We start from the raw sequence: 23789 nt of genomic DNA on the forward strand, positions 1-23789 counted from the left end.
ATTGGTTTTAAGTATTTATTTTAAATTTATATATTAATGTAACGTGTCTGTGCGTGATTAAAGCATTAAAGTTTATAAATAATTACGGACAAATAAAACCCGTGAGGATTTTCGTAATTAGAGAATAAGTTATCCATAAATTATATATGGTGTTCAACGTAGTTTTTATTCAGCTATTCTTTTTTTTAAATCCATTCTTTCGTGTAAGATTCTTGTTATTTCAACATAATCTTCATTTAATGTTCTATAAAATATTATGTGTCGATTTGCTTTAATTCCAAGAAGTAGCCTTGAGACTCACTCGTATTTTTTTCCTAAATCTGGATTTTCAGCTATTTCTACACAATTTGAAATTAATTCACTATAATATTTGTCGGCTTGTTTTTCCGACCAAATCTCAAATGTATATTCCCAAATTTTAGATAAATCAGCAACAGCTTTGTTCGTTAGTTTATATTCAAACATTCGAGTGTTTATTCGCTTTTAGCGATTCAAGATGTTTTTTATGCATCAAAATATAGAATAGGAATCACCTTTGTTAGTTGCTTGTTTTATTAAAAAAAATAACCAAGAATTTAGAACAGATTTAAAAGTTTCGAATGAAAATATACAATAACAAATGAGCTTGTTGTAAAGTAAAAAATCTAGCTTTAAAGCTAGATTTTTTACTTATTTAAAAACTTATAATTTTATAATACTATACGTTATGATGAGAACCTGAAACAAGTTCAGGTTGACGAAGTTGATTTTACTTTAAATCGATATACATATTGTTATAATCAATATATTTCATGTTAGAGTTCCACTGTGGCGTAAAGTTGGTTTTTCTTTTTTTAGCAGTAGAAACTCTTTTAGCACCCGTTGTTATATATTGAATAGCTCTTTCTAGTAAAGGCTCGGTAGGATCACCAATTATACCCAAATTACCAGGATCTTCTTCCATAATCACTTCAGGAATAAATCCATCAGGCTTATTTTCGCCATCTACATTCTGAATTTCTAAAACAATTGGCTGCATTGCATACGCATGATTTGTTTTAAAACTAGGGCCATTTCTTCTAAAATCGTCAGAGTCGTATAAAGTTATAGAACCTACGTGTTTACCATAAGTTTGTACTCCTATTAATTTTACATCAATATAAGGAGAAAGCGCATTTATAATTAACTCAGATGCCGAAGCGGTGTTTTCAGAAACAATAAAATAGATGGTATTTAAATTTAAGCTATTAATTGCTTCATCCAAAACAACATTACCATTACTATCTTTATTTAAAATTTTATCTGTAAAATTATTGATTAAAAATTCTGGGTTTATTGCAGCTAATACTTTGCTATTCCATACTTCTTTAGCATATAATTGGTCTTTAAACTGACCAGTAACCATGCTTCCTAAATATACAGCCGATTGTACAGAACCACCACCATTGTAACGTAAATCGATTACTAAATCGGTAATAAGTGGAGATTTAAACTTTGCAAATTCAGCATTTAATTCACCATCAAAATCACGAGAAAATTGGTTGTACATTAAATATCCAATGGTATTGCTACCATCAACAATTACTTTTGCTTCTTTAATTGGGTTTTCTGTTATTGTAGCTCTAGTTAACGTTATAGTTGTTCCGTTACTAACAGGATTTCCTGCATTATAATCGGCTAATGTTACCGTAAAAGAAGCTGCGCTAAACAGCGAATTTACATTAGCTCTTGTTAAAGAGGTTCCGTTTACTTCGGTAATTAACATTCCTCTAACAACACCTTTCATTTCTGCATCAGAATTTTTTACTACATCGTATACATATACATAGTAATTATTAGAACCGTCGGCAAAGTCAGCTCCTTTAACTTTCATTCCTGTTGTTTGACGTGTACCTTCAAAAGACTCTTCTAAGGCAATATAATCATCAACAATCCAAGAATAAGTTCTGTTCGGATCTTTTGGGTATTCGTTCGGTAAAAACAATAAGTTGTTAAATAAGTTCTCCGGACTTCCTGCTTCAGATAAATAACCATATAATTCTTGATCATTATTAAAACGCCTGTCTGACAAATCAGGAACATCACTTTGCCATAAATAATAAGCGTTTAATCCTTTCCAAACAAAATTCTGAATTTGAATATCGGTAGGAGTGTCATCTTTTTCACTACAAGATACTATTGATAATAGTAAAAAAACAATAAGAGAGGCTTTAAGTATTTTCATAAGGAATATATTAGCTATAATATCAACGCAATTTAATTAATAATATTATTTTTTTAGATTTTGATGTAACAAACTTACAACTACCTCGTCGTAGTTATGTAAACCTGATAGTTAAGACGGTGTTTTAATACTAAGTTTACAAAATTAACTAACTAAACCATGAATCAATCAGACTTTTTAAAAGTTGTACTACCATTTAAAGACAAGGTCTTTCGTTTGGCAAAAAGACTTTTAGTTTCTACCGAAGAAGCTGAAGATGCTACACAAGAACTGGTTTTTAAATTATGGAGAAACAAAGAAAAACTGTCGGACTATAAAAATGTAGAAGCATTTGCAATGACGATGACAAAAAATTATTGTTATGATCGCTTAAAATCAAAGCAGGCAAGTAATTTAACATTGGTTCATAGTAATTATAAAGAAAAAGAAACGTCTTTAGATAAGAAAGTAGAATATAATGACAGTGTAAGTTTAGTACACAAATTGATTGATAAATTGCCAGAACAACAAAAAACAATTATTCAATTAAGAGATGTAGAGCAATATGATTTTGATGAGATATGTAAAATGGTAGATATGAAACCAACTGCTGTTAGAGTAGCCTTATCAAGAGCAAGAAAGACAATTAGAGAAGAATTAATAAAAAAACACAACTATGGAGTTAGCTAACATAGATAAATTAGTAGAAAAATACTTAAACGCAGAAACTACTTTGCAAGAAGAGCAAATACTACAAGAGTATTTTACGTCGCCTAACGTGGCGCCGCATTTGCAAGAGTACAGTATGTTGTTTGGATATTTTAAACAAAGTAAAGACGAAACGTTTACCAAAACCATTCAGTTAAAACCTGAGAAACCTAAGAAGAACTGGAAATGGTTATCGGTAGCAGCGTCAGTAGTCTTGCTATTTAGTGTATTTGTAGGTAATGAAAAGTATCAAGAACATCAGCAAAGAAAAAAGTTTGCGCAAGTAACAGAAGCGTTGCAACTGCTTTCAGTCAATTTAAACAAAGGAAACGACGCATTATATGCGGTTTCAAACAACTTAAACAAAGGAACTGATGCTTTACAATACTTAAACACCTACGAAAAAACAGTAAACAAAGTAATAAACACAGTAAATTAATAACAAAAAAAGTAAAACCAAGTACTTTATAAATTAAGACAATCATGAAAAAAATAATTATAATATTCGCATTCGTATTCACGGCAAACTTAAGTTTCGGACAATCAATGTTTGATAAGCTAGAAGATATAGATGACGTTTCATCAGTAGTTGTAAACAAAGACGCTTTTGAAATGCTATCGAAATTCAATGTAGGTTCAGGAGATAATGAAGCTGTAGAAGTTTTTAATATGGTAAAAGAATTAAATGAGTTAAAAATATTTACAACAGAAAATGCTAGTGTTGCTTCGCAAATGGAAAGCATGGTAAAATCTGCAGTAAGTAAAAGTAACTTAACCGAATTAATGCGTATTAAAGACAAAGATTCTAGAGTTAAAATTTACGTTAAAACCACAAAAAACAAAGATTTTGTTAGTGAAGTTTTAATGTTTGTAAAAGACAAAGGATCTAAAAAAGGTGGAGTAGAATCGGTTATTGTTTCTTTAACAGGAACTATCGATATTAATAAAATGTCGAAACTAGCAGAAACATTTTCGAAAGATAATAATGTAAAAGTAAAAGTTAGTAGCAAGTAATACTTTCTTCTATAGGGTTAAGAAATAAAATTTTTAACCCTATTTTTTTAATTAATTCAAAAATAAAAATTACAATGAAAAAACTATTTATATATTCATTATTAGCAATCTCATTTGTAACGGTTTCATGTAAAAAAGAAGCTTCATTGCAAAGTTATTTAGTAGACAGTCAGGATAAAAAAGGCTTTATAACTTTAGATGTTCCTGCGAGCATACTACAGTTAAGTATGGATAAAGCATCCGAAGAAGATAAAAAAGCATTTGAAAGCATTCGTAAAGTAAATTTAACAGGTTTGCCTTATAAAGATACTGATGAAGTAACTTATGAAGAGGAAAAAGGAAAGTTAAAAAAGATTTTAAAAAGCTCTGATTATAAAAAATTAATCAACTTTAAAAAAGATGGTATGCATGCAACAATCTATTATTCGGGTGAAACAGATGCTATTGATGAAATTGTTGTTTTTGGTTATGGTAAAGAAATGGGAGTAGGTATTGCGCGTATTTTAGGTGATAATATGAACCCTGGTAAGATTATGCAAATGATGCAGAAAGCAAAAGTAGATGGCGGTGATTTAGATTTAAGTAAGTTCAAAGCACTGCTAGGAAATACAATACCAATGAAAAATAAAAAACAAGTTACTGAAGAAGATACAGCAGAAGCTTCTAACTAAAAAACTAGTATAAAATAACTAAAAGCCATCAATTTATTGATGGCTTTTTCTTTTTAACGACTCATTAACAAGCCTCCCAATAGATTTGCTTATTTTTGATGCTCAAACGAAAGTATTTTATGAAGTTTCAAATAACCCTTACATTAATAGTTGCACTTTTTACGTTATCACTTTTTGCACAAGTAGAGAATACGTATCGAGGTGAGAAAGATAAAGTTCACGATTTAATTCACACAAAATTAAAGGTTGATTTTAACTTTAAAGAAAAACAGCTGAATGGAGAAGTATGGCTAACAGTAAAACCTCATTTTTATGAAACAGGTAAATTAACGTTAGATGCTAAAGCAATGGTTATTCATAAAATAACAATGAATTCAGAAGCATTAGACCATAATTACGATAATTATAAGTTGATTATCGATTTACCTCGCGCATATAAACGTAACGAAGAATTTACCGTTTATATAAAATATACCGCTCGTCCAGAAAAAGTACAGCAAAAAGGAAGTGCAGCGATTACATCAGCCAAAGGATTGTATTTTATAAATCCAACAGGATTGGATAAAAACAAACCAACACAAATTTGGACACAAGGTGAAACAGAGGCAAGTAGTTGCTGGTTTCCAACAATAGATGCTCCAAATCAGAAAACATCACAAGAAATTTATATTACTGTTCCCAATAAATACGTAACCCTTTCTAACGGAAAGTTAGAAAACCAAACAACGAATACAAACGGTACAAGAACCGATTATTGGAATTTCACACAAAAACATGCGCCGTATTTATTTTTTATGGGCGTAGGAGAGTATGAAATTGTTAAAGACACCTATAAAAATATTCCTGTAAATTATTATGTAGAAAAAGAATACGCTCCTTATGCGAAAGAAATTTTTGGTAAAACCCCAGAAATGTTAGCTTTTTTCTCTAAAATTACTGGTATCGAATATCCGTGGAATAAATATGCGCAAATTGTTGGGCGTGATTATGTAAGTGGCGCGATGGAAAATACTACCGCTGTTATTCACGGAGAAAATGCCTACCAAATGCCAGGGCAATTAATTGATGAAAACATACAAGAAAATACAATTGCTCACGAAGCTTTTCATCATTGGTTTGGCGATTTAGTAACCGCAGAGAGTTGGAGTAATCTTACCGTAAATGAAAGTTTTGCAAACTACAGCGAATATTTATGGCGTGAATATAAATATGGAAAAAATGATGCTGATGCTCATTTGTTAGAAGATACTGAAGGGTATAAAAACGGTCAGAATTTTGATAAACATTTAGTGCGTTTTAACTACCAAGACAAAGAAGATATGTTTGATGCGGTTAGTTATAACAAAGGTGGCGCAATTTTACATATGTTGCGAAATTATTTAGGAAATGAAGCTTTTTATGCAGGTTTAAACAACTATTTAACTACAAATAAATACGGTACAGGAGAAGCGCATCAATTACGATTGGCTTTTGAAGAAGTAAGTGGAAAGGATTTAAATTGGTTTTTTAATCAATGGTATTTTAATAGTGGACATCCGCAGTTAGAAATATCTTATGATTTTAATAAATTAAGAAAAACGGTTACTGTAAATATTATTCAGAACCAAGATTATGAGTTTAAATTTCCTTTTGCGATAGATGTCTTTGAAGGCAGCAAACGAACAAGACATACTGTTTTTGTAGAAAGCAAAGAGGCTTCTTTTACTTTCCCGTTTACAAAGCAGCCAGATTTAATTCAGGTAAATGCGAATGCAGTTTTGTTATGCGATATAAATGAAAATAAAATATTGAGTGATTATATTCATCAATTAAAATATGCAGAGAGTTACATGCATAAAAAAGAAGCTTTGTTAGAAATTGCTAAAAGACAGCAAGATGATACCAAAGCTTTTGATGCGATTGCCAATGCAATGAACGATGAGTTTTATAAAATTAGAATATTAGCCTTAGAAAACATCAATTTGGTAAATAAGAACTCTAAAAAAAGAGAAATTGAGGTAATAAAGCAAATTGCAAACAACGATTCTAAAACACTTGTACAAGCAGCAGCTATAGAAACCTTAGGTAAATTAACAGATACTGAGTTAAAATCGGTTTTTGAGAATGGTTTAACAAGTAAGTCATATGCTGTTTTAGGAAAGTCGTTAGTAGGAATGTATTATGTAGATAAAGCGTTGGCTATTGCAAAATCTAAAACTTTGCCTGATGCGGTAAAAAAGATTATAGCAACGCCTTTAACACGTATTTATTTAGAAGAAAATGATGATGATGAATTAACTTTTATAGCAAGTAATGTGATGTCGGGAATGTATTTAAGTCAAAATAAAAAAATACAAACCTTGTATAAAAAGGCTTATGAAAAAATTGCAAAAAGTAATAATACTGCTGCTATAAAAAACTTAGCAGATGATATTGTTTCGAAAGGAATTCAGTACAAACAATACAATTTCGATAAAGTAGGTATAAATTTGTTACGTCAAGTAGTGCAAAAACAAAAAGAAGCAAATAAACCAAATAAAAATAATAATATTGAAGTTATTAAAATAGCAATGGCAAAATTGTTAGAGTAAATCCCATATTAATCGTCGTAATGGCATTATAATTGCCTACTCTAACCAAACTAAAATACATGAAAAAAATTACCTTACTGTTAATCTTTATAGTTTTTGTTACAATTTCTTGTAGTAGCATTAAAACAACTGAAAAAGCAATTAATTCTGGAGATTACGATAAAGCAATAGCATTATCTGTTAAAAACTTGGCTAAAAATAAGTTTAAAGAAAAAAACCAGCCATATGTTGTAATGTTGCAAAATGCTTTTAAAAAAGCAAGTGATAGAGATTTATCGAAAATTGCCTTTTTAAAGAAAGAAAATAAGGCTGAAAACTTAAAAACTATTTACGATTTATATAATCGTTTAAATAGTAGACAAGAAAAGATAAAACCTTTATTGCCTTTAAAAAAAGCACGTTTTAAATTAACGAATTACGACAATGATATTATTCAGTCTAAAGAAAATTATTCTGATTTTTTATATGAAAACGGAGTAGCATTCTTAAAAGAAGGTCGTAGAAATAAAATGAATTATAGAAGCGCTTTTAATGAGTTACAGCATTTAGATAAGATTAATTCGAATTATAAAAACACCAGAAAACTAATAGAAGAAGCGCATGTTAAAGGTACAGATTATGTTTTTTTATCAGTAAGTAATGAAACCAATCAAACAATACCAAGAAGATTAGAAAATGATTTATTGGCTATGGATACTTATGGTTTAAATGATTTATGGACGGTATATCACTCTAGAAAAAACGAACAAATTAACTATGATTTTGATTTAGAACTTAATCTTAGAAGAATTGATATTTCTCCTGAACAAATTCATGAAAAAGAAATTATAAAAGAGAAACAACTAAAAGATGGTTTTAAGTATTTAAAAAACACTAAAGGTATTTACGTTAAAGATAGTTTAGGTAATAAAATTAAGGTAGATAAATTTAAAAATATTAGATGTAAGTTGTATCGTTTTACGCAATCTAAGAGTAGTAAAGTTACGGGTGTTGTTAAGTTTTATAACAACGCAACCGATCAATTAATAGAAAGTTTTCCTATTGAAAGCGAATTTGTTTTCGAACATAGTTACGCTAATTATGATGGTGATAGAAGAGCTTTAGATAAATCATTTTTTAATTTAACAAAGTTAAAATCGGTGCATTTTCCTTCAAATGAACAAATGGTATACGATACAGGAACAGATTTAAAGGAAAGGTTAAAGCATATTATTTCGCGTAATAAGTTTAGAAATTAAAATAAATATTATGAAAACTCCTGTTTTAAGCGGGAGTTTTTTTATTTTTATAATCGATGGATTTATTCTCACAATTTACTGATTTTCCTCATAACTTACTTCCAAAAGACGGGACTGTAAATTACTACGGATTAGTTTTATCTAGCGTAAAAGCGGAAGCTTATTATAATATTTTATTAGATTCCATAGAATGGAAAAATGATGAAGCTATTATATTCGGAAAGCAAATTTTCACCAAAAGAAAAGTAGCTTGGTACGCCGATAAACCTTTCGAATACTCTTATTCTAACAGCACAAAAACAGCATTACTTTTTACAAAAGAATTGTTAGAGTTAAAGGAATTAGTAGAAAAAGAAACAAACGAAACTTACAATTCTTGCTTACTAAATTTATACCACGACGGATCTGAAGGAATGGCTTGGCATAGCGATGGTGAAAAGGATTTAAAAGAACAAGGAGCTATTGCTTCTTTAAGTTTAGGAGCCGAGCGCAAGTTTGGTTTTAAACATAAAGAAACGAAAGAAACGGTTTATAAAGTATTAGAACATGGATCTTTATTGGTAATGAAAGATGAAACTCAAACGCACTGGTTACATCGTTTGCCACCAACAAAAAAAATACACCGCCCACGAATTAATTTAACTTTTCGAACTATTGATAAGTAATATTGATTATAAATAAGTGCTGTTTTTTGTGTTTTACGTTAGACAATTATCAGCTTTTACATTAAAAACCAATCTACACTTATTTCATTTTTTCGAAAAAGGTTAGTTTATAGTTTGGTAATAGCTCAGGATGTGTAATTTTTATAACATCTTTTAAAACTAAATCAGGTCGAGTAGGAGCTAATTCGAAATATAAAACACCTCCTGTTTTACCTTTTTTCAAAGCAGGAGAGTATACATTGTCATTTTTAAAGGCCTTGAACTCGGCGTAGTGTTTATTACTGTTTAACATTTGTTCTTTAGAGGTAAAATACCCTGGGGCAATCCAAAAATCAGCATTTTTACCTTTATCTAAAATACTTTCAAAACTTAGTGATAAACTCCCTTTTCCTTTTGTGTTTTTCCATAAATATTCAAGATTAGCATCTTTTAAATACTGAGCTACAAAGCTTTCTCCGGCAGGTAAATTCCAAATATCCTTACTCATAACAGCGCCAGAAAGTACTGTTGGTTTTTTTGTTGCTTTTTTAGCGATTTTAATAGCTTTTAAATAATTCTTTTTAATCGTATTAAAAATACTATCTGCTTTTTCATTTTCGTTATACAAAGCTCCAAAAACTTTAATCCATTCAGCTCTACCAAGCGGTGTTTCTTCAAGCCAATCACCGTTTATAATAACTGGGATTCCTGCATTTTTAATGGTGTTTAATGTTTTATTTGTTTTTCCCATCGAAAAAGCAACAACTACATCTGGTTTAATATCTATTAAAATTTCGGTATTTAAAGATTGTTCTTTACCTAGCTCTCTTATGTAACCACTATCAATTAAAACTCTTGTTTTTTCTGAAGAAACATATTTTGTATGTGGAAAACCGATTAAAGTTTTTTCTTTGTTTAGTAATTCTAATATAGGGATATGAGTAGTTGACGTAACTACTATTTTATTAACAGGAGTTTTTATATTACTATTATAATTACCTAAACTATAAGTAAATGTTTCTTTAGATTTTGGATACGGAGTTTTAATAATCAATTTGGTTTGATTATTTTCTTTAAATAAATCGAAACCCAAAGCATTAGTTATAGTACTTTGGGTCTCTAATATTTGTTCTTTTTTTTCTGATTTACAAGATATTATTAAAAAACAAAAAATAAGAAAAAGGGATTTTCTTAGAATTGTAGTTTTCATAGGTTTTATTTTTTGCAACAAGGATACAAAACTATTTTGTAATACCAATTTTTAAACTACATTTGACGCGAATTTGGTTTTGTTAAAGAAATCTTCTTTAAGAAATTAAAAGGGAATTTGGTTAAAATCCAAAACTGTTCCCGCAACTGTGAGCTATAAAGCTTGTAACTATCACTTTTACCACTGTTTTTAAAAAAAATGGGAAGGTAAGTTACAAGACGCAAGTCAGGAGACCTGCCAAAATCAAAAAAAAGTAAAAACTTTCGGGATAAAGGTTATTGTACTTAATACTATTCTGTACTGTACAAAAAATTTACCTGATTAATTGTAAAAATTAAATCATTAAAAATGAACAAACAATTACTAATTGTTGGTGCTATTGCATCTTTATTTGCAAGCACAAAAATTATTGCTCAAGAGCAAGAAAAAACTGAAAATTTAGATGAAGTTGTAGTTACAGCAACTAAAACTAAGATGAATAAAAAGAACATTGGAAAAATAGTTTACAAACTAACTTCAAAAGAGATTGAAGAGAGGCAAGGAAAATCATTAACACAATTATTAAATGAAATTCCTGGTATTGAAATTAATGGTGCTCAGAGTAATAGAGGTCAAAATTTAGGAGTTTATATTAGAGGTGGTAGAAACAAGCAAACAGCTGTGTTAATTGATGGTATTAACGTAAATGATCCTTCATCTATTGCAGGAGATTTTGATTTAAGACAATTAGATTTAAATCAAATAGAATCTATAGAGGTTTTAAAAGGAGCTTCTTCAGTGTTATATGGTTCGGGAGCTGCTGCGGGTGTAATTAATATTATTTTAAAGAAAGGTTCACAAAAAGAATTTGAAGGAACTTTTACAACTTCATTAGGTAGTAATAGATCTGCAGAACACACAAAAATAGCAGGAGACGAGTTACAAGCTAATTTTAACTTTAAAGGAAAAATAGATAAGGTAACTTATTTATTAGGTTTAAATTCAAATAGTTCATCTGGTTTATCAGCAATAGAAAGCTTAAATAGCACGGCTAATAAAGAAGATAAGTTCTACCGACAAAATGCTTTATTAAAGATAGGATATGAAATTAATAATAAAGTTAAAGTTGGTATTCAAGGAAGCTTTAATAAGTTTAATAATGAGTTTGATTCTTCTTATCCAGCAGAAGATGCTGATTTCTTTTCTGAAAGTAAACAGAACAGAGCTGTATTCACAACTGATTTTAGTTATGCGAAAGGAGAGTTAAAAGTGAGAGGTTTTTATACAGAAATAGACAGAGAATCGAATTCTTTTGGAGGTAGTATTTACCAAGGAGAAGTAAAAGGATTTGATGTATTTAATAATTACAGAGTTTCTAATCAGTTTTCTTTTTTAACAGGTATTACAGGACAATATCAAGACATGTTACAAGATGGCGTTATTGAAAAAGGAACTGCAAAACAAAGTTTTTATGATCCTTACGTATCGTTAAACTATAATTCTGATTTTGGATTTAATATAAATGGAGGTGTTCGTATGAATATTCATAATGAGTATGGAAACCATTTTGTTTATAATCTAAACCCATCTTATAATTTAAAAGTCTTAGAAGATAAAAATTTAAAACTTTTCGCTTCTTACGGTACTGCATTTATAACACCAACATTAACTGAAATATTTAATAAAGCAGATAGCGTTGATGAGTTAACACCTGAAAAAGATTTTACGATAGAAGGAGGTTTTGAGTTTGATGTTTTAGATAATGTAACTTTAAATGCAACATATTTTTATAGAGAAGAAACAGATAAAGTAGTTTGGAATGCTGGTAAATACTTAAACAATATAGGTACTTTTAACTTAAAAGGTATTGAAGCAGGTATAACTTACAATCCTTTAAAACAATTATCATTTTCGGCAGATTATACTTATACTAATATTGATGGTGGTGTAAGTGTTACTAATTTACCAAAACAAAAATTTGGAGCAAATATTAATTATCAATTGGCTTCGAAAACTTTTGTGAATGCAACATACAGATTTACCGGAGAAAGAGAAACTTTTGGTGGTCTTTTAGATTCATATAGTGTAGTTGATTTTTTTATAAACCATAAAGTATTAAAAGATAAAGTAACTTTCTTCGGAAGTGTAACAAATTTATTAAATGATAATTTTCAAGATGTAAGTGCATATACAGCTAGAGGAAGAAATTATAATTTAGGATTAAAAGTTAAGTTTTAATAAAGAGGGAGAATTGCAAAGTAAATAGAAAAAAGAAAAAGAAGAGAAAATCCTACCTTAATTGGTAGGATTTTTTTATAAAAATTTGTCACTAATATTTTTAGTAGGAATCATACATGCATCTTTTTTACCAAACCAATTGTACCTATTTTTAGCGATAAAATCATAGACTAGATTTCGTATGCCTTCAGGTATCAGTAAGAAAACTTGTGTAAGTTTCCACAAACCACCAAACGTATTCATAATTTTTAGAGCAGCAGTAGATTTAATCTCGTAAGAAATATTTGGGGCGTATAAAATAATAGCATCAACTTTTAAAGTATCTATACCCAAATGATTTGTTATTTTTTTTCCAATATCAGATTGTAAAGAAGCAAATACAAATTTGTTGTTTTTATCAAAACGGATAATTGTTAACACAGTATTATTGCAAAAATTACAAATTCCGTCAAATAAAATTATCTCCTTATCCTTTGGTAAATCAATCATTTAGGTGTTTTTATTATAATTAAATTTAAAAATAATGTAATATTTTGTAACATAAATCAAAATTAGGCGTCTTGTAAGAAAGTAAATAATGATTTAACACAAAATTAGTAATAAGCTAATTATCAGTATTTAATTTAGATTTTTATAAAATTAACCAAGCAATGATTCGAATAGAAAACCTACACAAATCCTATCCAATAGGTAAAGACTCACTTCATGTTTTAAAAGGATTAGATTTACACATAAAAGAAGGTGAATTTGTTTCGATTATGGGGTCTTCAGGATCAGGTAAATCAACCTTATTAAACATTGTTGGTTTATTAGATACACACGATGAAGGTAAGTATTATTTAAACGGTGAGTTAATTGAAAATTTAAATGAGAAAAAAGCAGCAATCTTACGTAATAAGTTCTTAGGATTCATTTTTCAGTCATTTAATTTAATATCATACAAAACAGCATTAGAAAACGTGGCATTGCCTTTATATTACAAAGGAGTTGCTAGAAAAGAACGTTTAGAAATTGCATTAAACTACCTAGAAAAAGTAGGTTTAAAAGATTGGGCGCATCATTTACCAAACGAGCTTTCGGGTGGTCAAAAACAACGTGTTGCAATTGCCAGAGCATTAGTAACAAAACCAAAAGTAGTATTGGCAGATGAACCAACAGGAGCATTAGATTCTTCTACAACAGATTCTGTTATGGGTTTATTACAAGAAATTAATGATGAAGGAATGACTGTTTTTGTTATTACACACGAAGAGGAAGTTGCAGAACAAACCAATAGAATTGTACGTTTAAAAGACGGTGTTATTATAAGTGATGAATACACCAAAGCAAAAGCAATTTAATTATGTTTGATATAGATACTTGGAGGGAAATATTTCAAAGCATAAGTAAAAATAAACTACGATCTATATTATCGGGTTTTACGGTTGCCTTTGCTATTTTATTATTTACCTTACTTTTTGGTATTGGTAACGGACTTCAAAATACCTTTAAAGATCAGTTTGCAAAAGATGCCATTAATTCAATTTACATCAGTTCAAACAGCACAACTAAAGCATATAAAGGACACCAGGTTGGACGAAGAATTCAATTTAAAAATGATGATTTTGAGTTTTTAAAGGAAGAATATTCTGATAAAATTCAAATGATTAGTCCGCGTATACAAAGAAGCTCAAAAGTAGTTTATAAAACAGAGGAAGATAATTATACAATTAGAGGTGTATATCCTCAATACGATATATTAGAATCAGCCGAAGTAACAGAAGGGCGTTTTTTAAATTTTAGAGATTTAAAAGAAAAATCGAAAGTAATTGTTATCGGCCGCATGGTTGAAAAAGATTTATTCGGTCAATTAAGTGCTTTTGGTAAGCAGTTAAATATTGGCGGAATTATGTATAAAGTAATCGGTGTTTTTTCTGATCCAGGAGGCGATAGTGATGAGCGTTATATTTATACACCATTTACAACTATGCAGCAAATTTATGGAAATAATGACCATATTGGTGACTTCGGATTAACGTACAACCCAAAATTAAGTATTGATGAGGCTATTACCTTTGGAAACAAAATGCTTCGTGAATTAAAGAAAAAACACGAAATAGATCCAAATGACCAAAGAGGTATTAGAGTAAACAATTATGCATCAGATAACAAAGAAGTATCTAGTATGATGGTTGGTTTAGGTATTTTAATCTTAATAATTGGTTTAGGAACTTTAATTGCAGGAGTAGTAGGTATAAGTAATATTATGGTATACGTGGTAAAAGAACGTACTAAGGAATTAGGAATTAGAAAGGCCATAGGAGCAAAACCAAACTCTATTATAACAATGATTATGTTAGAATCAATTTTAATAACGGCTTTAGCAGGATATTTAGGATTGGTAATTGGAGTAGGTATTTTAGAGCTCGTTGGACCAAGTTTAGAAAAGTATTTTATTTTAAATCCAGGAGTATCAACACCAGTTGTAGTAGGAGCTACCATAACATTGATATTAGCAGGAGTAATTGCAGGTTATTTACCAGCAAAAAAAGCAGCACAAATTAAACCAATAGTAGCCTTAAGAGCAGATTAATTATGAAATTTCTATTTGATAAAGATGTATGGCAAGAAATTTACGAAAGTATTCGTAAGAATAAAACCAGAACTGCAATTACAATTTTTGGAGCCTTTTGGGGAATTCTACTTCTTGTAGGATTGTTAGGTGCTGCTAAAGGAATTGAAAACGGTTTTAACAGTATGTTTGGTGATTTTGCAACCAACAGTGTTTTTATGGCGGGTGGTAGAACATCAAAAGCCTTTAAAGGTTTTCAAGAAGGTAGACAAATACAATTAACAACAAGCGATGTTGAAAAAATTAAAACAGAAGTTAAAGGTATAGAATTTGTAGTGCCAAGAAATGCTACCGGAGGTTTGGTTGTAAACGGATTAAAAACAGCAAACCTTACTATTTTTGGTGATTATCCGCTATTAGATAAAGTTCAAAAGAAAAATTTAATTGAAGGTCGTTTTATCAATCAAAATGATATTATCGAAAACAAAAAAGTTTGTGTAATAAGTGACGATGTTTACGAGCAGTTATTTGATAAAGAAGAAGAAGTTTTAGGTACTTATTTAAAAGTAAATAATATTGGTTATAAAGTTATAGGAGTATATAAGCCAGGTAGAATAGGAGGAAGAGGTAACACTGTACATATTCCGTTTAGCACTTTTCGTTTAGTTTACAATTCAGGTAACAAGTTTCAATGGATGATGATAACCGGTAAAGAAGGTTTTGATATCGAACAAGTAGAAACAGATGTTAAAGGATTATTAAAAAGTATTCATAAAATTCACCCTGATGATAGCCGTGCTTTTAACGGGTTTAATTTAGGAAAAGAAATAGCCAAAGTAACCGGTTTTTTAACAGGAATGCAGTTTTTAACATGGTTTGTAGGCATAGCAACATTAATTGCAGGAGTATTTGCAATTGGTAATATTTTATTAATTACAGTTAAAGAACGTACAAAAGAAATTGGTATTCGAAGAGCATTAGGAGCAACACCTATTATGATTCGTCAGCAAATTATATTAGAATCAATTTTTTTAACCTTATTAGCAGGGTCACTAGGTATCATTGCAGGTGGTTTAATTTTGATGCTAATTGATATGGCAGATATTTTAACAAACCCCACAGTAAACATACCAATCGTATTAATTGCGTATGCTGTTTTAATAATACTAGGTACATTTATAGGATTTATACCAGCATATATGGCTACAGTCATACAGCCAATTGAAGCATTAAGAGAAGAATAAAAAAGAATCAATTAACAAGAATATAAATAGATAAAAATGAAAAAAATAATCATCTTTGGCGGAATAGCGTTAGCATTGGTACTAGTGTTAATATGGTTTGGAAAGAAGAACAGCGCTTCACCAATAGAATATAAAACAGAAAAAGCTTTTAAAGCTACAATTGTTAAAAAGAGTGTTGCTACTGGTAAAGTAGTTCCTTTAGAAGAGGTTGAAATTAAACCTCAAATAGCAGGTATTATTGATAAGATTGCTGTGGTAGAAGGAGCAATTGTTAAGGCAGGAGATTTAATAGCAACAGTAAGAGTAGTACCAAACGTAGCGTCTTTAAACAGAGCTAATGGTATTGTTAAAAATGCGAGGTTGTCATTTAACAATGCAGAAAATCAATTTAATAGAGATAAAAGTCTTTTTAACAAAGGAGTAATTTCTCGTCAGCAGTTTGAAAATTCTGAATTAAGTTTTAACAATTCAAGACAAAACTTAGCAAACGCACAATCAGATATGGATATCATTAAAAAAGGTACCACATCAGGTTTAGGTAGTGCAGCAAACACAAGCATTAGAGCTACTACTGATGGTATGATTGTAGAGATTCCTGTTAAAAAAGGATATCAAGTAACACAAACAAACGATTTTAACGCCGGTACTACGATTGCTCGTATTGCAGATATGACTAAAATGATTTTTGAAGGTCAGGTTGATGAATCAGAAGTTGGTAAATTAGTAAAAGGAACAAAAATTGAAGTAGCTTTAGGCGCTATTGAAGATAAAAAATTCCCAGCAGTATTAAACTTTATCGCTCCAAAAGGAACAGATGAAGGAGGAGCTGTGCAATTTAAAATTAAAGCAGATGTAACTTTAGATGACTCTCACTTTATTAGAGCAGGTTATAGTGCAAACGCTGAAATTGTTTTAGCAAGAAGAGATAGTGTTTTATCTATTAAAGAAGCATTATTACAATTCGACAGAAAAACTGAAAAACCATATATTGAAATAAAAACAGGTGATCAGGAATATGAAAAGAAAGATGTTAAATTAGGACTGTCTGACGGAGTAAATGTTGAAATTTTAGAGGGAGTTACAGCAACCGATGAAATTAAAATATGGAATAAAGTATCTAAAGAAGCATCTAAAAAAGGAAATAATTAAGACTAATTATTTCTTATACATAAAAAAAGCAACTCAAATGAGTTGCTTTTTTATGCTTTATATTAAAAATTATCCTTTATAGAAAGGTAATTTAACCACCTTTGCAGGAATTTGTTTTTTACGAACTTGAATAAAAATTTCAGAATATACTTTAGAAAGTTCTTTGGTTACATATCCTAAACCAATTCCTATTCCTAAAGAAGGACTCATGGTACCAGAAGTAACTCTACCAATATTATTTCCATTAGCATCAACTATTTCATAATCATGACGAGGAACACCACGTTCTGTTAATTCAAAGGCAACTAATTTTTTGGTAACACCTGCTTCTTTTTGTGCTTTTAAAGCTTCAGCATTTACAAAGTCTTTCGTAAACTTTGTAATCCAACCTAAACCAGCTTCTAAAGGAGATGTTGTGTCATCAATATCATTACCATATAAACAATATCCCATTTCTAAACGTAAAGTATCACGAGCTGCTAAACCAATAGGTTTAATATCCCATTCTGCACCTGCTTCAAAAACTTTTTTCCAAAGTTGTTCAACATCTTTGTTCTTAACATAAATTTCAAATCCGCCAGAACCAGTATAACCAGTAGCAGAAACAACTACATCAGATATTCCTGCAAAATCAGTAATCTCGAAAGTATAAAACTTAATAGTAGATAAGTTTACTGACGTTAACGATTGCATAGCTTCAACAGCTTTTGGGCCTTGAATAGCTAATAAAGACCAATCATCAGAACGATCTTCCATTTCAACTTTTAAATCGTTGTGTTTAGAGATCCAGTTCCAATCTTTTTCAATATTAGAAGCATTGACCACTAACATATATTCGTTTTCGGCAATCATATAAATAATTAAATCATCTACAATTCCTCCATCAGCATTTGGCATACAGCTATATTGTGCTTTACCAGGAACTAATTTAGAAGCATCATTAGATGCTATTTTCTGAATTAAAGCCAAAGCGTTTTCTCCTTTTAAGAAAAATTCCCCCATGTGGCTTACATCAAAAACACCAACGCCTTTTCTTACGGTTTCGTGTTCTATATTTATACCTTCGTATTGTACAGGCATGTTGTAACCCGCAAACGGAACTATTTTAGCACCTAAAGCTTCATGAATATGTGTTAATGCAGTATTTTTCATTTTAATGTTGTTTGTTTTATAAAAAGTACTGCTAAAATATCGAAAATATGACAAACAAATAGTGTCATTCAATTTAATATTTTAAGAAGTAAATTATCAACAAGAGTGGTACATTTGAGGAGTATAAATAACTAACAATGAAGTTTACCAAAAAAACGATTTATAATATTGTATTTGTGGTTATAATAGGATTATTGTTGTATCCGCCAACGAAAGTATATTTTATACGGTTAATTTCTTTTTCTCCTTCGGTTATTACTGATGATAAGCAAGAAAAATTATCGGATTACAATTGGAATTTAAAAGGATTAAATACAGCAAATATTGATTTTAATAAAACCAAAAATAAGGTTGTTTTCATAAATTTTTGGGCAACATGGTGTCCGCCTTGTATTGCTGAAATACCAAGCATTCAGAAATTATATGACGATTACAAAGATAAAGTAACCTTTATCTTTGTAAGTAATGAAAATTGGACTGTTATTGATGATTTTTACATTGAAAACAGCCATAATTTACCAAATTATAATACCTTGAGTAAAGTTCCTGAGCAATTAAAAAGTAATTCGATACCTGCTACTTTTATTATTGATAAAAAAGGAAACATTGTTACCAATAAAAAAGGACCAGCAAATTGGAATAGTGCTAAAGTTAGAGAGTTATTAGACGAATTAATCAAGTAGAAACTTTACTTTTGTCGTTTTAAACATACTATGAGTCAAGAACAACCAAATAATCCGCTTCACGGAATAAAATTAGCCACCATGCTAGAAGAATTATATTTAGAATATGGTTGGGAAGAGTTAGGTGAAATTTTAAAGATTAATGCTTTTAAAAATAATCCTACTTACAAATCTGGGTTAAAGTTTTTAAGAACTACTCCTTGGGCAAGAACTAAAGTAGAAGCGTTGTACTTAGAGTATATTAGTTAGGTTCTAGCACCAATTTACTCCATTCTTTAGGGTTTTCTAACATAGGAAAGTGTCCTGTGTTTTGTAACCAAAATAATGTATTGTTAGGTATTTCTTTATGCAGTAACTCAGCAATTTTTTTTACAGCAATCGGATCGTGTGTTGCCCAAACAATTTTAGTTTCAATATTAGTTTGTGTTAAAGCTCCAATCCAACGATGCCAAAAATAATAACGTTCGTTTATATAATTACTTAATAAGTGAATCACATTCCGTCCTTTATTATAATTAATTTGAAACCACATTTCGTTTAACTCAGTCTTAGAAACTTTAGATGTATCAAAATATATATTCCTTATATTTCGATTAAAAAGAGCTTGATTCGCCAATTTTGCGATCCATTTTCCTGTAATTTTACTCTTTAATAATTTCTGAATTGTTCTTAGTTTTGCCAATTCAATATGCATGCTTCCATTGCATAAAATCAATTTATCTATCGTAATATTTACTTGATTCATATTGGTACGCGCAATAATTTCGGTAGCAATACTTGTTCCGTAATCGTGCGCTAGTAAAGTAACATTTTGTAAACTGAGCTTTTCCCATAAGAGCAAAGCCGTATCTGCTTGTTCAATTAATGAATAAGAATAATCTAAAGGTTTATCAGAAAAGCCAAAGCCTAAATGATCGTGAATAATAACTCGATACTGTTTTGTTAAATAAGGCAAAGCTTTATAATAATCGAAAGAAGAAGTTGGATATCCGTGTAAAATAACCAAAGTATTTTCATGATTACCTTCATCAATCATAAAAATATTTCGATTATTTATTTTTATAATTTTACCTTTCGATTTCCATGCAGATGAAGTCATAATTATAGATTTTTCTGTTTACAATGTAGTGATTTTTGCGTAGTTTTGATATTATCAGTTCTAGTAAAAAAATATTTGAATAGATAAGAGAAAATTAAAATTATATAGAGAACAGAATAAAATACTTCTCGATATAATTTTATTCATTTCAATCATAAAATCACTCGAAGTGACACCATATTTTATCGACGTCATATTACCAATTCCGTTAAAAAAAACATTTACATATTCGGTAAATGAGGCAGAATTTTCATTTCTTAAAAAAGGAATGCGAGTAGCTGTTTCTTTTGGTAAAAGTAAAATTTATACTGCTTTGGTGTTTAATATTCATCAAAATGCACCTGAATTATACGAGGCAAAAGACATTCATCAAATTTTAGATGAAAAACCTATTGTAACGGAGCGTCAATTAAAACATTGGGAATGGATTTCTAGTTATTATATGTGTTCTTTAGGAGATGTTTATAGAGCAGCATTACCATCGGCTTTCTTGTTAGAAAGTGAAACGATTATTTATAAAAACGAAACTTTTACTGATGAAGCAAGTTTAACAGATTCAGAGTTTTTAATTTTTGAAGCATTACAGCATCATTCGCAAATAACCATTCACCAGGTAGCAGATATTTTAGGTAAGAAAACGGTTTTGCCTATTATCGATGGATTGATAAACAAAGAAGCCGCTTTTATTAAAGAAGAAATTTACGAAACATATAAACCGAAATTGGTCAAGTATGTTCGTTTAAATTCGAAATACACCTCAAATGAAGCTTTGCAGAGTTTGTTAGAAGAGCTTTCTAGAGCAAAAAAACAACGAGAAGCTTTATTGACTTATTTTCAATTATCAGTTTCTAAAAAACCAATAAAGAGTAAAGAATTAGAAGACAAATCGGGCACTTCATCCGCAGTTTTAAAAGCATTAGTGGATAAAGAGATTTTTGAGTTTTATGAAATTCAAACAGATCGAATTAATTTTAAAGGTGAAACTAACCAAATAAAAGAATTAAACGAATTTCAGCAGCAAGCTTTTAATGAAATAAAAACCTCTTTTGAGACTCAGAATGTAACGTTATTACACGGAGTTACCAGTTCTGGAAAAACAGAAATATATGTAAAACTGATAAAAGAGGTTATTGCAGAAGGCAAGCAAGTATTGTTTTTATTACCCGAAATAGCTTTAACAACACAAATAATTACGCGTTTGCAACGTTATTTTGGAAGCTTTATATCAGTATTCCACTCAAAATATTCTATGAATGAACGGGTAGAAGTTTGGAATAACGTGTTAGAGAATAAACCCAAAGCACAAATCATATTAGGAGCTAGATCATCAGGTTTTTTACCTTTTTCTAATTTAGGATTAATAGTTGTTGATGAAGAACATGAAAGTTCATACAAACAATTTGAACCTTCGCCACGTTATAATGCACGCGATGCAGCAGTAATTTTAGGGCATTTACATAAAGCAAAAGTTTTGTTAGGCTCAGCTACGCCGTCTTTAGAAAGTTATTATAATGCACAGCAGAACAAGTATGGTTTTGTAGAATTAACAAGGCGTTTTGGAAATGTTCAACTACCAAAAATTGAGCTGATTGATATAAAAGAAAAACATCGCAAAAAGGAAATGAAAGGTCATTTCTCTGATCGATTATTAAAAATGATCACTGAGGCGTTAGAAGAAAAAGAACAAGTAATTTTATTTCAAAACCGCCGTGGATTTTCACCAGTTGTAGAGTGTACAACGTGTGGTGTTTCTCCCGAATGCCCAAATTGTGACGTGAGTTTAACTTTTCATAAATTCCGACGTGAATTAAAATGTCATTACTGTCACTATCAACGTTCAATGCCTAACAGCTGTGGCGCTTGTGGTAGCGCAACACTAGACACGAAAGGATTTGGAACCGAACAGATTGAATTAGAATTAAAAGAACTTTTTCCGAAGTATAAAATCGGAAGAATGGATTTAGATACTACACGTGGTAAATACGGATATCAAAAAATAATTGGTGCTTTTGAAGCGCAGGAAATTGATATTTTAGTAGGTACGCAAATGTTATCGAAAGGATTAGATTTTGAAAACGTATCGTTAGTAGGTGTTTTAAGTGCCGATTCGATGTTGAATTTCCCAGATTTTAGAGCGCACGAAAAAGCCTATCAATTAATGGTACAAGTATCAGGTAGGGCAGGGAGAAGCAAAAAACAAGGTAAGGTTGCGATACAAACGTATAATCCGTATCATCAAATTTTACAGCAGGTTTCTACCGCAAATTATGCAGAGATGTATAAGGAACAACTACAAGAACGTTGGCAATTTCAATACCCGCCATATTTTCGATTGATAAAAATTACGTTAAAGCACAAGGATTATAATCGTGTAGAAAACGGCGTAAATTGGTTGGCTAAATCATTACAAATTGTTTTTCAGGATAATCTATTGGGGCCAACAGCTCCTGCAGTTTCTCGTGTTCGTAATTTATATATTAAGAATTTAATTATAAAAATTCCGCCGAAACAATCGTTGGCAAAAACAAAAGAACAATTACAAAAGGTGAGAAACACATTTGAAGGTATAAAAGATTTCAGACCTATCCGCTTTATTATTGATGTGGATGCTTATTAAAAATCCCTAATATCAACAATATCTCCGCTTTTTAATTGGTTTTCAGTATCTACTTTATAAATAGTTTCAGCTACAAATTCAGGCGTATATAATTCGTTATTTTCTTTTAAATCAACAAAACGTTGTAAGCTCTTAAAATCATTTTTATTAGTACTTCTAATTTTAAATTGCATATTGGTGTCTACAACGCCAGGATATATAGCATTACATTTCACACCATTTTCTACTTCAATTTGTTCCGTAGCAATAGCTTTAGTCATCATATCTATGGCAGCTTTTGACGTACAGTATATAGACCAGCCTTGATACGGACTTTTCGCAGCACCGGATGAAATAGTAATAATCTGTTTTTTACAACGTAGCTTTTCTGTTAGTTTGATAAATAAACTGGATAGTATAAGTGGAGTAGTAGTGTTTAGCTGAATTGTTTTAGAAATATCGATTGGATTTAAATTTTCTAGATTAGATATTTTACCTAAACGGCCAGCATTATTAATTAAAGTAATTGAGGAAACATTGGTACTAACAATTTCTTTTAAAAGAGTGCTAAAAGTGTTTTCTGTTTCTGTAAGATTCGATAAATCTATAGTAATATTAGTTATATTTTTTAAATCAGAAGATGTTCTAGCTAAAGAGTATACTTTGTAGTTATTTGTAGCATATTTATTCGCCAATGCTTTTCCAATTCCTTTACTACCGCCTGTAATAATAATTATATCCATAAAGTAAAAATACATAATGAAATATAATTACGCGAAAGAATTACGAAGTAATCTTTTTACTAAGAAAATTAAATAGTAGTTTAAGATAAGTGTTTTTTATTGATAGAGATTGGTTCAC

At 30.0% G+C, this 23789-nt stretch carries 21 protein-coding genes, 1 pseudogene and 1 riboswitch; of the genes and pseudogenes, 15 read left to right on the forward strand and 7 right to left on the reverse strand.

The features are described from left to right. Nucleotides 1-165: 165 nt before the first annotated feature. Nucleotides 166-465, reverse strand: a pseudogene (locus AC28QF_RS00615) (type II toxin-antitoxin system RelE/ParE family toxin). Nucleotides 466-748: 283 nt separating this feature from the next. Continuing rightward, the gene (locus tag AC28QF_RS00620; RefSeq protein ID WP_488200287.1) at nt 749-2203 is read right to left on the reverse strand and encodes a S41 family peptidase; all 1455 of its coding nucleotides are present in this window, start codon (nt 2201-2203) and stop codon (nt 749-751) included. A gap of 159 nt (nt 2204-2362) precedes the next feature. Here AC28QF_RS00620 and AC28QF_RS00625 point away from each other — a divergent pair, with 159 nt between their 5' ends. The 7 genes from AC28QF_RS00625 to AC28QF_RS00655 all read left to right on the forward strand — a co-directional run bounded on the left by AC28QF_RS00625 (nt 2363) and on the right by AC28QF_RS00655 (nt 9048). After that, nucleotides 2363-2872, forward strand: a complete 510-nt coding sequence (locus AC28QF_RS00625) for an RNA polymerase sigma factor (RefSeq protein WP_488200286.1) — start codon at nt 2363-2365, stop codon at nt 2870-2872. Further along, entirely contained in the window at nt 2859-3329 is a 471-nt protein-coding gene (locus tag AC28QF_RS00630; RefSeq protein ID WP_488200285.1) for a hypothetical protein, read from the forward strand. The genes AC28QF_RS00625 and AC28QF_RS00630 overlap by 14 nt, the downstream gene beginning before the upstream one ends. Before the next feature lie 44 nt (nt 3330-3373). After that, on the forward strand, nt 3374-3904 hold the full coding sequence (locus AC28QF_RS00635; RefSeq protein ID WP_488200284.1) for a DUF4252 domain-containing protein: 531 nt from the start codon (nt 3374-3376) through the stop codon (nt 3902-3904). Between the two features lie 74 nt (nt 3905-3978). Next, nucleotides 3979-4575, forward strand: a complete 597-nt coding sequence (locus AC28QF_RS00640) for a DUF4252 domain-containing protein (RefSeq protein WP_488200283.1) — start codon at nt 3979-3981, stop codon at nt 4573-4575. 119 nt (nt 4576-4694) lie between these two features. After that, entirely contained in the window at nt 4695-7145 is a 2451-nt protein-coding gene (locus tag AC28QF_RS00645) for a M1 family aminopeptidase (RefSeq protein WP_488200282.1), read from the forward strand. 59 nt (nt 7146-7204) lie between these two features. After that, nucleotides 7205-8383, forward strand: coding sequence for a hypothetical protein (locus tag AC28QF_RS00650; protein ID WP_488200281.1), 1179 nt, complete (start codon nt 7205-7207; stop codon nt 8381-8383). Between the two features lie 56 nt (nt 8384-8439). Next, a complete protein-coding gene (locus AC28QF_RS00655) occupies nt 8440-9048 on the forward strand; it encodes an alpha-ketoglutarate-dependent dioxygenase AlkB family protein (protein WP_488200280.1) in 609 nt (202 codons plus the stop codon). Nucleotides 9049-9127: 79 nt separating this feature from the next. On the opposite strand, the gene AC28QF_RS00660 is transcribed toward AC28QF_RS00655, so the two are convergent. Further along, nucleotides 9128-10237: an ABC transporter substrate-binding protein gene (locus tag AC28QF_RS00660; RefSeq protein ID WP_488200279.1), complete on the reverse strand. Its 1110-nt coding sequence runs from the start codon at nt 10235-10237 to the stop codon at nt 9128-9130. A 57-nt stretch (nt 10238-10294) separates the two neighbouring features. Continuing rightward, nucleotides 10295-10493, forward strand: a riboswitch (cobalamin riboswitch). Between the two features lie 92 nt (nt 10494-10585). Between AC28QF_RS00660 and AC28QF_RS00665 the strand changes: the two genes are divergently transcribed. Continuing rightward, nucleotides 10586-12454, forward strand: coding sequence for a TonB-dependent receptor plug domain-containing protein (locus tag AC28QF_RS00665; RefSeq protein ID WP_488200278.1), 1869 nt, complete (start codon nt 10586-10588; stop codon nt 12452-12454). A gap of 75 nt (nt 12455-12529) precedes the next feature. Here AC28QF_RS00665 and AC28QF_RS00670 read toward each other — a convergent pair whose 3' ends face one another. Continuing rightward, nucleotides 12530-12943 (reverse strand): thiol-disulfide oxidoreductase DCC family protein, encoded by a 414-nt coding sequence (locus tag AC28QF_RS00670; RefSeq protein WP_488200277.1) that lies wholly within the window; start codon nt 12941-12943, stop codon nt 12530-12532. Nucleotides 12944-13104: 161 nt separating this feature from the next. On the opposite strand from AC28QF_RS00670, the gene AC28QF_RS00675 reads away from it, so the two are divergent. Genes AC28QF_RS00675 through AC28QF_RS00690 form a run of 4 tightly spaced genes read left to right on the forward strand, consistent with a single transcriptional unit; the run spans nt 13105 to nt 17398 of the window. Then, nucleotides 13105-13794 carry an ABC transporter ATP-binding protein gene (locus tag AC28QF_RS00675; RefSeq protein WP_488200276.1) on the forward strand — a complete coding sequence of 230 codons (690 nt, stop codon included), beginning with the start codon at nt 13105-13107 and terminating at the stop codon, nt 13792-13794. Between the two features lie 2 nt (nt 13795-13796). Continuing rightward, a complete protein-coding gene (locus AC28QF_RS00680; protein WP_488200275.1) occupies nt 13797-15026 on the forward strand; it encodes an ABC transporter permease in 1230 nt (409 codons plus the stop codon). Nucleotides 15027-15028: 2 nt separating this feature from the next. Further along, nucleotides 15029-16249, forward strand: coding sequence for an ABC transporter permease (locus AC28QF_RS00685; RefSeq protein ID WP_488200274.1), 1221 nt, complete (start codon nt 15029-15031; stop codon nt 16247-16249). A gap of 36 nt (nt 16250-16285) precedes the next feature. Continuing rightward, nucleotides 16286-17398, forward strand: a complete 1113-nt coding sequence (locus AC28QF_RS00690; RefSeq protein WP_488200273.1) for an efflux RND transporter periplasmic adaptor subunit — start codon at nt 16286-16288, stop codon at nt 17396-17398. A gap of 69 nt (nt 17399-17467) precedes the next feature. Here the strand turns inward: AC28QF_RS00690 and gcvT are convergent, their stop codons facing one another. Beyond that, entirely contained in the window at nt 17468-18550 is a 1083-nt protein-coding gene (gene gcvT / locus AC28QF_RS00695) for a glycine cleavage system aminomethyltransferase GcvT (RefSeq protein ID WP_488200272.1), read from the reverse strand. A gap of 137 nt (nt 18551-18687) precedes the next feature. Between gcvT and AC28QF_RS00700 the strand changes: the two genes are divergently transcribed. Both AC28QF_RS00700 and AC28QF_RS00705 read left to right on the forward strand, forming a co-directional pair. Further along, the gene (locus AC28QF_RS00700; RefSeq protein WP_488200271.1) at nt 18688-19233 is read left to right on the forward strand and encodes a TlpA family protein disulfide reductase; all 546 of its coding nucleotides are present in this window, start codon (nt 18688-18690) and stop codon (nt 19231-19233) included. 30 nt (nt 19234-19263) lie between these two features. After that, a complete protein-coding gene (locus tag AC28QF_RS00705) occupies nt 19264-19482 on the forward strand; it encodes a VF530 family protein (RefSeq protein WP_218772605.1) in 219 nt (72 codons plus the stop codon). On the opposite strand, the gene AC28QF_RS00710 is transcribed toward AC28QF_RS00705, so the two are convergent. Next, complete coding sequence (locus tag AC28QF_RS00710) at nt 19475-20332, reverse strand: alpha/beta fold hydrolase (RefSeq protein ID WP_488200270.1); 858 nt, start codon at nt 20330-20332, stop codon at nt 19475-19477. The genes AC28QF_RS00705 and AC28QF_RS00710 overlap by 8 nt on opposite strands. Nucleotides 20333-20501: 169 nt before the next feature. Between AC28QF_RS00710 and priA the strand changes: the two genes are divergently transcribed. Continuing rightward, a complete protein-coding gene (gene priA / locus AC28QF_RS00715; protein WP_488200269.1) occupies nt 20502-22949 on the forward strand; it encodes a replication restart helicase PriA in 2448 nt (815 codons plus the stop codon). Here priA and AC28QF_RS00720 read toward each other — a convergent pair. Then, the gene (locus AC28QF_RS00720; protein ID WP_488200268.1) at nt 22946-23671 is read right to left on the reverse strand and encodes an SDR family NAD(P)-dependent oxidoreductase; all 726 of its coding nucleotides are present in this window, start codon (nt 23669-23671) and stop codon (nt 22946-22948) included. The genes priA and AC28QF_RS00720 overlap by 4 nt on opposite strands. Nucleotides 23672-23789 lie beyond the last annotated feature (118 nt).

The organism is Tenacibaculum sp. M1.3A (genome assembly GCF_057732375.1).

What these genes read in the sequence shown, in the direction of transcription:
- AC28QF_RS00640 (WP_488200283.1), top strand. Translation starts at nt 3,979, where the DNA reads ATGAAAAAACTATTTATATATTCATTATTAGCAATCTCATTTGTAACG.
- AC28QF_RS00705 (WP_218772605.1), top strand. Translation starts at nt 19,264, where the DNA reads ATGAGTCAAGAACAACCAAATAATCCGCTTCACGGAATAAAATTAGCC.
- AC28QF_RS00685 (WP_488200274.1), top strand. Translation starts at nt 15,029, where the DNA reads ATGAAATTTCTATTTGATAAAGATGTATGGCAAGAAATTTACGAAAGT.
- AC28QF_RS00645 (WP_488200282.1), top strand. Translation starts at nt 4,695, where the DNA reads ATGAAGTTTCAAATAACCCTTACATTAATAGTTGCACTTTTTACGTTA.
- AC28QF_RS00630 (WP_488200285.1), top strand. Translation starts at nt 2,859, where the DNA reads ATGGAGTTAGCTAACATAGATAAATTAGTAGAAAAATACTTAAACGCA.
- AC28QF_RS00675 (WP_488200276.1), top strand. Translation starts at nt 13,105, where the DNA reads ATGATTCGAATAGAAAACCTACACAAATCCTATCCAATAGGTAAAGAC.
- gcvT (WP_488200272.1), bottom strand. Translation starts at nt 18,550, where the DNA reads ATGAAAAATACTGCATTAACACATATTCATGAAGCTTTAGGTGCTAAA.
- AC28QF_RS00625 (WP_488200286.1), top strand. Translation starts at nt 2,363, where the DNA reads ATGAATCAATCAGACTTTTTAAAAGTTGTACTACCATTTAAAGACAAG.
- AC28QF_RS00670 (WP_488200277.1), bottom strand. Translation starts at nt 12,943, where the DNA reads ATGATTGATTTACCAAAGGATAAGGAGATAATTTTATTTGACGGAATT.
- AC28QF_RS00680 (WP_488200275.1), top strand. Translation starts at nt 13,797, where the DNA reads ATGTTTGATATAGATACTTGGAGGGAAATATTTCAAAGCATAAGTAAA.
- AC28QF_RS00700 (WP_488200271.1), top strand. Translation starts at nt 18,688, where the DNA reads ATGAAGTTTACCAAAAAAACGATTTATAATATTGTATTTGTGGTTATA.
- AC28QF_RS00620 (WP_488200287.1), bottom strand. Translation starts at nt 2,203, where the DNA reads ATGAAAATACTTAAAGCCTCTCTTATTGTTTTTTTACTATTATCAATA.
- AC28QF_RS00635 (WP_488200284.1), top strand. Translation starts at nt 3,374, where the DNA reads ATGAAAAAAATAATTATAATATTCGCATTCGTATTCACGGCAAACTTA.
- AC28QF_RS00690 (WP_488200273.1), top strand. Translation starts at nt 16,286, where the DNA reads ATGAAAAAAATAATCATCTTTGGCGGAATAGCGTTAGCATTGGTACTA.
- AC28QF_RS00720 (WP_488200268.1), bottom strand. Translation starts at nt 23,671, where the DNA reads ATGGATATAATTATTATTACAGGCGGTAGTAAAGGAATTGGAAAAGCA.
- AC28QF_RS00665 (WP_488200278.1), top strand. Translation starts at nt 10,586, where the DNA reads ATGAACAAACAATTACTAATTGTTGGTGCTATTGCATCTTTATTTGCA.
- AC28QF_RS00710 (WP_488200270.1), bottom strand. Translation starts at nt 20,332, where the DNA reads ATGACTTCATCTGCATGGAAATCGAAAGGTAAAATTATAAAAATAAAT.
- AC28QF_RS00660 (WP_488200279.1), bottom strand. Translation starts at nt 10,237, where the DNA reads ATGAAAACTACAATTCTAAGAAAATCCCTTTTTCTTATTTTTTGTTTT.
- AC28QF_RS00650 (WP_488200281.1), top strand. Translation starts at nt 7,205, where the DNA reads ATGAAAAAAATTACCTTACTGTTAATCTTTATAGTTTTTGTTACAATT.
- AC28QF_RS00655 (WP_488200280.1), top strand. Translation starts at nt 8,440, where the DNA reads ATGGATTTATTCTCACAATTTACTGATTTTCCTCATAACTTACTTCCA.